A 9,300-nucleotide genomic window follows, 5' to 3' on the forward strand; every position below is an offset into this window, starting at 1 on the left:
GCCGCCCGACTTGAGGTAACGCGATGAAGACAGCCAATGCGATTGATACGCTGCGCGACCTGGCGGAGCAGGATCTGGAACAGGCGGTGATCCACCTCGGCGACATGCGTCGCGGTCAGCAGCAGGCCGATCAGCAGCTCAGCATGCTGCTCGATTACCAGGATGAGTACCGTAATAAGCTCAATCAGGATATGTCCGGCGGCATCGCCAGCACGCGCTGGAGCAATTATCACCAGTTTATTCAGACGCTGGAAAAAGCCATCGAACAGCATCGCCAGCAGCTTAATCAGTGGAACCAGCGGCTGGAACAGGCGCTGAGCAACTGGCGTGAAAAGCATAAGAAGCTGAATGCCTATCAGACGCTGATTACCCGCGCGGAAGAGAACGCATTACGACAGGAAAGCCGTCTCGATCAGAAACGGATGGATGAATTTGCCCAACGGGCCGCATTGAGGAAAGGCGAATGAACACGCTGCCAACACTGCTGACACAGCTTGCCAAAACCGGCAAAGCGCAACCTTCAGCGGCAGTGGACAATCTGTCCGCTGCTGACACCCTGCCGCAGGGATTTATTACCGAGCTGGGCAACCGCCTGCTGACGCTGGTTAAGCAGCAGGGAAATGGCGCGCAATCCGCTGATCTGGCGGCAGAAATTGACGCGAAAAACGTCACAAAAGCGTCATTAAGCGCCCTGCTGCAGGCACTGGACAAACCAGAGGCGTTAAACGCACTTTTACAGCCGGAAAACACTAAAGCCGGACTGAAATCAGCCGATGATAATGACAAGCGCGCAGCAAGTTCGTTAACTGCCAGCGACTTACAGAATGTGCAGGCGCTGTTTGCCATGTTGCCAGCGGTGGTCGAAAACCGCAGCAGCCCGCCAGCGGATAACAGCACCGCGCTGGAAACCCAGGGTGAGGCGCGCACCAGTTTAAACGCTGCGTTACTTAACAGTTCGCTGCAAAGTGCGCTGAAAGAGGAACAGGCGAAGCCGGATAGCCCGCCATCTAAAGGCGGCGATGCGCTGACCAGCCTGACCGGTGTCAGCCATAGCCCGGTGCAGAGCGCGGCCGCCAGTGGCACGCCGGCCAGCAACAGCGGTATGACGCTGGATGAGAGTTTTCAGCAGGTGCTGAGCACGCTGAGCAAACCGGAAGAGCGGCGCGAGATGCTCAGCAGCCATGACAGCAGCGCGCCGGCCATCAGCAGCCCGCTGAGCAGTACCAGTCCGCTGGTCAGCACCACGGCCAGCACCAGCAGCGCGCCTTCCACGCCGATGCTGAATGCGCAGCTGGGCAGCAACGAGTGGCAGCAGGCGCTGAGCCAGCAGATTGTGATGTTCAGCCGTAACGGCCAGCAGAACGCCGAGTTACGTCTGCATCCGGAAGACCTTGGCGCGATACAGATCAGCCTGACGCTGGATAAAGATCAGGCACAGTTAACAATGGTTTCCAGCCACAGCCATGTGAGGGCCGCGCTGGAAGCGGCGCTCCCACAGCTGCGTACGGCGCTGGCGGAGAGCGGCATTAACCTGGGACAGAGTAACGTCAACAGCGACGCCTTCGCACAGGGCCAGAGTTATCAGGGCCAGCAGGAAGGACGTCGCGACGGCCAGTACGGCAGCTTTACCCTCTCCCAGGACAGTGACAACGAGATAACGCCTATTGCCGTCCCGGCAGCCCTCCAGGCGCGCGCGACCGGCAACGGCGCTGTCGATATCTTTGCCTGACAGCGACTAAACGCTGAAGGTAAGCGTAAAACCCGCGTCTTTTCTTCCCATTGTTTGACTTAAGACGCGGGATAATCTGTCCAGGTAAGCCGAGAGGCTTGCCCATAATTCACAGGAAGTAACTGCAAACATGTCTGATAACGCGAAAGCTAAAGGCCGCAAACGTTCATTACTAATTCCGGTGTTACTGATTGTAACGCTGGCCGCTTGCAGCGTGGCAGGCTATGCAGTCTGGCGAATGATGAATAAACACGAGGGTGACAAGCCGGAGGCTGCCAAAGTGGAGCCGCCGCCCGCCCCGGTATTTTTTGCAATGGATACGTTTACGGTTAACCTGGTCAATCCCGACAACGATCCCGATCGCGTGCTGTACGTAGGCTTTACCCTGCGTCTGCCGGATGAGGATACCCGTCGTCGGCTGAATGACTACCTGCCTGAGGTGCGCAGCCGTTTGCTGCTGCTGCTTTCACGTCAGAGCGCCAGCGCGCTGGCAACCGAGCAAGGCAAACAGGCCCTGGTTGAACAGATCAAACAGGTGCTGGCGCCACCGCTGGTAAAAGGTCAACCTGCGCAGGTAGTCAGTGACGTGCTGTTTACCGCCTTCATTTTGAGGTGACTTAATGGGCGATAGCATTCTCTCCCAGGCTGAGATTGACGCGCTGCTCAATGGCGACAGTGACAGTGCGGAAGTAGAGAACAGTTCCAAAGGGGCCGATGGCGATATCCGCCCCTATGATCCCAATACTCAGCGTCGCGTGGTGCGCGAGCGTCTGCAGGCGCTGGAGATCATCAATGAGCGTTTTGCCCGTCATTTCCGTATGGCGCTGTTCAACCTGTTGCGCCGCAGCCCGGATATCAGCGTTGGGGCAATCAAGATTCAGCCGTACCATGAGTTTGCCCGCAACCTGCCGGTGCCAACCAACCTGAACCTGATTCACCTGCAGCCGCTGCGGGGGACTGCGCTGGTGGTGTTCTCGCCGAGCCTGGTGTTTATCGCCGTGGATAACCTGTTTGGCGGCGACGGTCGTTTTCCGACCAAAGTGGAAGGCCGTGAGTTCACCCACACCGAGCAGCGCGTGATTCGCCGCATGCTCAAGCTGGCGCTGGAAGGCTACAGCGACGCATGGAAAGCCATTTATCCGCTGGAAGTGGAATACGTGCGTTCTGAAATGCAGGTGAAGTTCACCAACATCACCACCTCACCGAACGATATCGTGGTCAACACGCCGTTCCAGGTGGAGATTGGCAACCTGGTGGGTGAGTTCAATATCTGTATTCCGTTTTCGATGATTGAGCCGCTGCGCGAGCTGCTGGTCAATCCACCGCTGGAGAACTCGCGTCAGGAAGATAACCACTGGCGCGACAATCTGGTGAAACAGGTGCAGCACTCGGAGCTGGAGCTGATTGCCCACTTCGCTGAAACGTCGCTGCGTCTGTCACGTATTTTGCAACTGAAACCTGGTGACGTCCTGCCCATTGAGAAGCCGGACCGCATCATTGCCCACGTCGACGGCGTACCGGTACTGACGAGCCAGTATGGCACGCTCAACGGCCAGTATGCGCTGCGTGTAGAACATCTGATTAACCCGATTTTGAATTCGCTGAATGAGGAACAGCCCAATGAGTGACAGCAAAAAACCGTCCGATGATATCTCTGCGGACGATCTGTGGGCTGAAGCGATGAACGAGCAGGCGGCGACCAGCAGTGCGGCGGAGCCAGGCGATAACGTATTTAAGTCGCTTGAGGCCAGCGCCGCCAGCGGCTCGCTGCAGGACATCGATCTGATCATGGATATCCCGGTCAAACTGACCGTGGAACTGGGTCGTACCAAGATGACCATCAAAGAGCTGCTGCGCCTGACGCAGGGTTCGGTGGTGGCGCTTGATGGCCTGGCCGGCGAGCCGCTGGACATCCTGATCAACGGCTATCTGATCGCCCAGGGTGAAGTGGTAGTGGTGAACGACAAATATGGCGTGCGCATCACCGACATTATTACTCCGTCCGAACGTATGCGTCGTCTGAGCCGCTAATCATGTTAAAAAACGCGCAAACCGTTCAGCCCGCTCACGCCCAGCCGGTGGTATCCACCAGTTCGGTTGTTGGGCAAGTCAGTAGCGTGCTGGCGGTGATCGTGCTGCTGATTCTGGCCTGCGGCTGGCTGGCGAAACGCCTCGGCTTTGCGCCGAAAGCGGTGAGCGGTCAGGCGCTGAAAGTCAGCGCCAGCGTGCAGGTTGGCCGTCAGGAGCGGGTGGTGATTGTTGATACTGCCGATGCGCGTTTAGTGCTGGGCGTCACCGCTCAGCAGATCACCCATCTGCACTCGCTGCCGCCGCTGCCACCTGAAGCATCCCTGCCCGTCAGCGCAGCGCCGCAGGATTTTCGTCAGCTGTTTCAGAACCTGGTTAAACGTCCCGGAAAACCCCAATGATGCGTCGATTGCTCCCTCTTCTGCCGCTGCTGATGCTGCTGGCACCGGCTGCCCATGCGCAGCTGCCGGGTTTGATCAGCCAGCCGCTGGCCAATGGCGGCCAGAGCTGGTCGCTACCGGTGCAAACGCTGGTCTTCATTACCTCGCTGAGTTTTATTCCGGCGGTGTTGCTGATGATGACCAGTTTCACCCGCATCATTATTGTGTTTGGTTTGCTGCGTAACGCACTGGGCACGCCATCCGCGCCGCCGAATCAGGTGATGCTGGGTCTCGCGCTATTTCTGACCTTCTTTATCATGGCGCCGACCTTCGACAAGATTTACACCGATGCCTATCTGCCGTTCAGCCAGGACAAAATCAGCATGGACGTGGCGATCGACAAAGGTGCCCAGCCGCTGCGCGAATTCATGCTGCGCCAGACGCGCGAAGCCGACCTGGCCCTGTTCGCCCGTCTCGCCAACAGCGCGCCGATTCAGGGTCCGGAAGCGGTGCCGATGCGTATTTTGCTGCCCGCCTATGTCACCAGCGAGCTGAAAACCGCTTTCCAGATTGGTTTCACCGTCTTTATCCCGTTTCTGATCATCGACCTGGTGGTCGCCAGCGTACTGATGGCGCTGGGGATGATGATGGTGCCGCCGGCCACGATTTCGCTACCGTTTAAGCTGATGCTGTTCGTGCTGGTGGATGGCTGGCAGCTGCTGGTGGGATCGCTGGCGCAAAGTTTTTACTCCTGAGTGGCTTTCCGCCCTCACCTCTCTCTCGACAGGAGCGCAACATGACACCGGAATCGGTAATGGTAATGGGCCAGGAAGCGATGCGTATCGCCCTGATGATGGCCGCTCCGCTGCTGCTGGTGGCGATGGTGAGCGGTTTGCTGATCAGTATTCTGCAGGCGGCAACGCAGATTAACGAACAGACACTGTCGTTTATCCCGAAAATTCTTGCCGTGGCGGCCACTGCCGTGGTGGCCGGCCCGTGGATGCTCAACCTGATGCTGGACTACATCCGTACCCTGTTCAGCAACCTGCCTTACATCATCGGCTAATGGTCACCCTCGACAGCAGCCAGCTGGTGCACTGGGTGGCGCAATTCTTCTGGCCGATGGTGCGTTTGCTGGCGCTGTTTGCCAGCGCTCCGCTGCTGAATGAACGTTCGATCCCAAAACGGGTCAAAATTGGACTGGCGGTAGTCACCACCTGGATTCTGATGCCGCTGCTGCCGCCGGTCGAAGTGACGCTATTTACCCCGGCCGGTTTCTGGATGCTGGTGCAGCAGCTGCTGATTGGCGTGGGGATTGGTCTGACCATGCAGCTGGCTTTTTCTGCCGTGCGGCTGGCCGGTGAGATGATTGGTCTGCAGATGGGTCTCTCTTTTGCCACCCTGCTCGACCCGAACAGCCGGATCAACATGCCGCTGCTGGCCCGTTTTCTCGACATGCTGGCGATGTTGCTGTTCCTGACCTTCAACGGTCACCTGTGGTTGATCTCGTTACTGGTGGACAGTTTTCACACATTGCCGATTAACGATCAGCCACTCAACGCCAACGCCTTCATGGCGCTGACCAAAGCCGCCAGCTTAATTTTCCTTAATGGCATGATGTTAGCGCTACCCTTAATAATTCTGCTCCTCACGCTAAACCTGGCACTAGGTTTGTTAAACCGCGTTTCACCTCAGCTGTCGGTTTTCGCCATCGGCTTCCCAATCACCTTAACGGTAGGGATCCTGAGTCTGGGTATGATGATGCCGTTGCTTGCACCTTTCTGTGAACATCTGTTCGGTGAAGTCTTTGATTTACTCGCGCAGTTTGTATCAGAACTTTCCCCTGCCCGTTGATTAACGATACTGTTAACCTCCTTATACGATAGTTAAGTAATCAAAAACATTCTGTGCATTTTTCGAACCATATTTTTCAGAAATCAACTGAGGATATTCTGATAAATGCGCATTTATGGTGAAAATTATTCTTATTAAACGGCGCTTCGCGTATTTTAGTCAGACGATTCCTAAGCCGGTTAAGCCGGTGAATCGGTTGATAAAATGCTCAAAGGGCTGTTTTTAAACAAAAAAAATATTACAGCGATTTTTCTTGTCTAAATCCCTTTTTTCCGGCATTGTCAACACTCGCTGAAACGTCACACTTTCGCGATTCAAATGTTTTTAAGAATTGTCCTATCAGATTTGTCTGTGACTTGCGCGATAGTGACAGGGCTCTCAAAACAGAGCGAAAGAAACACATAAACCAAATTCCCGGCGATTCCCACTATCGCGGGGACAAGAGTGACGTGGAAGTAACACAATAAACTTCGCAGAACGGGTCAGGGACGAGTCAAGATGGCGCAGGAATGCATTACGCCAGTCTGCCGAGCAGAATAAAAAAGTGTCTTTGGAAATCTCTCTCGTACCGCAAACGCGTATTCATCGTTGATTTAAACGGATAACAAATTGGTGAGGGTCGCTATAATGCCAACGATTATTATGGATTCATGTAACTACACACGCCTGGGTTTGTCTGACTATATGTCGGCAAAAGGAGTCAAAAAGAAAAATATTACTTCCGTGTCTGACATCGAACAATTGCAACAACGGTGTGAGCAATTAAAACCGGGCGTAGTATTTATTAACGAAGAATGCTTTATTCATGAATCCGATTCAAGCGATCGCATTCGTTCTATTATCATGCAGCATCCGGATACGCTATTCTTTATTTTTATGGCGATCTCGAATATCCATTTTGAGGAATACCTCTACGTTCGTAAGAACCTGATTATTACGTCAAAATCGATAAAAACATCGACGCTGGACTCCCTGCTGGGCACCTACCTGCAAAAGAAACTCAATGCGTCACCGCGCATTTCTGCCGGGCTGGATATTCATCCACTGACATTGAGCCAGACTGAATCGAATATGCTGAAAATGTGGATGTCAGGTCATGACACCATTCAGATTTCGGATAAGATGCAAATCAAAGCGAAAACTGTTTCGTCACATAAAGGCAATATTAAACGCAAAATCAAAACGCACAATAAACAGGTTATTTATCATGTGGTGCGCCTGACAGATAATGTTACCTCGGGCATTTATGTCAACGTGCGATAATTTCACCTTACGATAATACGCTTTGTGGTCAAGGCCAGTCCCCGCGACTGGCCTTGATTATTTTTAAGCGTTTTGCGAGCGCGATCCCACTTCCCCGCTAAGCCTTTATCCCCTGCTGCCGATGCTTGTTTTCAGAACCCCTTACCACTATGAGAGCAAGGAAATGAAAACAGCATCGATAGATGAGCAACATAAGCTCAGCATCTGGCAAAACCTACGCCTGATGCCTCTGTTCAGCATGATCTTTGGTGGCATTCTGCTGCTTTTTGCCCTGTGCATTGGACTCGCCAGCTACTTTCTGATTCAGAGCAACAATTCCCTCAATGACGCCACCGATGAGATTCAGGTGCGCATGGGCATTTCTAACAGCTCAAACCATCTGCGAACCGCACGCCTGAACGTGCTGCAGTCGGGCGCGGCGGCGCGCATCGGTGAAATGGATGGCTATCGTGCCGATCTGGCGCGCACCGAAACGCGCATTAAGCAGGCGCGCGAGGGCTTCAAAATTTATATGGATCGCAAAATGAAGACGCCGGCTGACCTGGCGCTCGACGGTCCGCTCACCACCAGTTTCAACGCCTATATTGATAAAGGCCTGAAGCCGATGATCGAATCGGCGAAACAGGGCAGCTTTGAGGGGATTGTCGCGCAGGAGACCGATGTCACGCGCAAGCTGGATGATGCCTATAATGCCGTGCTGCTGAAGGCGATTAAGATCCGCACCGAACGTGCCGAAGCGATTAACGCCGAAGCGGCGCATCAGTCGCGCGTCGGTTTTATCGCGATGGCTACGGCTTTTGCCGCCGCGCTGCTGCTGGTGCTGCTCACCTTCGTATTCCTGCGCCGCGTGGTGATCAATCCGCTGCGCCTGTCGGTGGGTCGCATTGAGCGCATCGCACAGGGCGATCTCACCGCCCCCGAGCAGGCCTATGGTCGCAACGAAATTGGCAGCCTGCTGCACAACCTGCAGCTGATGCAGGCGTCGCTGGTGCGCACCGTTGGCACCGTCCGTGAAGGCGCGGTGGCGATTTATCAGGGCTCCAGCGAAATCTCCGCAGGTAATACCGATCTGTCATCACGCACCGAGCAGCAGGCTTCTGCGCTGGAGCAGACTGCCGCCAGCATGGAGCAGCTCACCGCCACGGTGAAGCAGAACGCCGAAAACGCCCATCACGCCAGCCAGCTGGCCGCCGATGCGTCTGGCAAAGCGCGCAGCGGTGGTGAACTGGTGAGCGGCGTGGTGAAAACCATGAATAACATCTCCGGCAGCTCGAAGAAAATTGCCGAGATTACCAATGTTATTAACAGTATCGCCTTCCAGACCAATATCCTGGCGCTGAACGCCGCGGTAGAAGCCGCGCGCGCCGGGGAACAGGGCCGTGGCTTCGCCGTGGTCGCCAGTGAAGTGCGCAATCTGGCGCAGCGCAGTGCGCAGGCGGCGAAAGAGATTGAGTCGCTGATTGCCGAGTCGGTGGATTTGATCAGTAACGGCTCGCATCAGGTCGGTGAAGCCGGCAGCACCATGGGCGAGATTGTCGAAGCGGTGCGCCGCGTTACCGACATTATGGCCGAGATTGCGGCAGCGTCTGATGAGCAGAGCCGTGGTATTCAGCAGGTCAGCCTGGCGGTGACCGAGATGGATAACGTGACGCAGCAGAACGCTTCGCTGGTGGAGGAAGCCTCTTCAGCCGCGGCTTCGCTGGAAGATCAGGCCGGTAAACTGACGCAGGCGGTGGCGGTGTTCCGCCTGAATGATGCGCCGGCCTCATTGGTGACTGCTGCGCCACAGCCAGCGCTGAAAGCGCCTGCGCTCGCTCCACGTCCGACGCTGGCTGCAGCAGGCAATGATAACTGGGAGACGTTTTAAGAGGAGTGAGCTGGGGTGCGGTATTTTTCCCTCACCCCATCCCTCTCCCGCGTGTACAGTCCGGGGACATGGCAGACAGGTGTTCGGGGACATAGTGAACACTTTTTAACATCCTTTACCCATGGTGATCGACTTTTTCTTCAGGTCGATCACCCCCACTTTTGTGCTGTACCACCACA

The 9,300-nt window shown here is 55.3% G+C and carries 12 protein-coding genes; 11 read left to right on the forward strand and 1 reads right to left on the reverse strand.

Annotated elements, in window-relative coordinates; all coding sequences use genetic code 11:
- Positions 1-23 precede the first annotated feature (23 nt).
- From fliJ to F3J36_RS05555, 11 genes are all read left to right on the forward strand, one after another.
- A complete protein-coding gene (gene fliJ, locus F3J36_RS05505) occupies positions 24-467 on the forward strand; it encodes a flagellar export protein FliJ (RefSeq protein WP_021509866.1) in 444 nt (147 codons plus the stop codon).
- On the forward strand, positions 464-1,729 hold the full coding sequence (locus tag F3J36_RS05510) for a flagellar hook-length control protein FliK (protein WP_166719107.1): 1,266 nt from the start codon (positions 464-466) through the stop codon (positions 1,727-1,729). The genes fliJ and F3J36_RS05510 overlap by 4 nt, the downstream gene beginning before the upstream one ends.
- Positions 1,730-1,859: 130 nt before the next feature.
- Positions 1,860-2,345, forward strand: coding sequence for a flagellar basal body-associated protein FliL (fliL, locus tag F3J36_RS05515; RefSeq protein WP_021509864.1), 486 nt, complete (start codon positions 1,860-1,862; stop codon positions 2,343-2,345).
- Between the two features lie 4 nt (positions 2,346-2,349).
- The gene (gene fliM, locus F3J36_RS05520) at positions 2,350-3,357 is read left to right on the forward strand and encodes a flagellar motor switch protein FliM (RefSeq protein ID WP_021509863.1); all 1,008 of its coding nucleotides are present in this window, start codon (positions 2,350-2,352) and stop codon (positions 3,355-3,357) included.
- Positions 3,350-3,760: a flagellar motor switch protein FliN gene (gene fliN / locus F3J36_RS05525; protein ID WP_021509862.1), complete on the forward strand. Its 411-nt coding sequence runs from the start codon at positions 3,350-3,352 to the stop codon at positions 3,758-3,760. Before fliM ends, fliN begins: the two co-directional genes overlap by 8 nt.
- 2 nt (positions 3,761-3,762) lie before the next feature.
- On the forward strand, positions 3,763-4,158 hold the full coding sequence (gene fliO, locus F3J36_RS05530) for a flagellar biosynthetic protein FliO (protein ID WP_058757392.1): 396 nt from the start codon (positions 3,763-3,765) through the stop codon (positions 4,156-4,158).
- Positions 4,158-4,892: a flagellar type III secretion system pore protein FliP gene (fliP, locus tag F3J36_RS05535; RefSeq protein ID WP_166719138.1), complete on the forward strand. Its 735-nt coding sequence runs from the start codon at positions 4,158-4,160 to the stop codon at positions 4,890-4,892. Before fliO ends, fliP begins: the two co-directional genes overlap by 1 nt.
- Positions 4,893-4,933: 41 nt before the next feature.
- Positions 4,934-5,203 (forward strand): flagellar biosynthesis protein FliQ, encoded by a 270-nt coding sequence (gene fliQ, locus F3J36_RS05540; protein ID WP_010618647.1) that lies wholly within the window; start codon positions 4,934-4,936, stop codon positions 5,201-5,203.
- Complete coding sequence (fliR, locus tag F3J36_RS05545) at positions 5,203-5,991, forward strand: flagellar biosynthetic protein FliR (RefSeq protein ID WP_021509859.1); 789 nt, start codon at positions 5,203-5,205, stop codon at positions 5,989-5,991. Before fliQ ends, fliR begins: the two co-directional genes overlap by 1 nt.
- Before the next feature lie 627 nt (positions 5,992-6,618).
- Complete coding sequence (gene rcsA, locus F3J36_RS05550) at positions 6,619-7,254, forward strand: transcriptional regulator RcsA (RefSeq protein WP_021509858.1); 636 nt, start codon at positions 6,619-6,621, stop codon at positions 7,252-7,254.
- Between the two features lie 163 nt (positions 7,255-7,417).
- Positions 7,418-9,121, forward strand: coding sequence for a methyl-accepting chemotaxis protein (locus tag F3J36_RS05555; RefSeq protein ID WP_166719108.1), 1,704 nt, complete (start codon positions 7,418-7,420; stop codon positions 9,119-9,121).
- A 105-nt stretch (positions 9,122-9,226) separates the two neighbouring features.
- On the opposite strand, the gene F3J36_RS24135 is transcribed toward F3J36_RS05555, so the two are convergent.
- On the reverse strand, positions 9,227-9,300 hold a 74-nt coding region (locus F3J36_RS24135; RefSeq protein WP_225614602.1), incomplete at its 5' end, for a hypothetical protein.

Origin of the sequence: Pantoea sp. Cy-640 (assembly GCF_011752635.1) — a bacterium.
Lineage (GTDB): Bacteria > Pseudomonadota > Gammaproteobacteria > Enterobacterales > Enterobacteriaceae > Pantoea > Pantoea dispersa.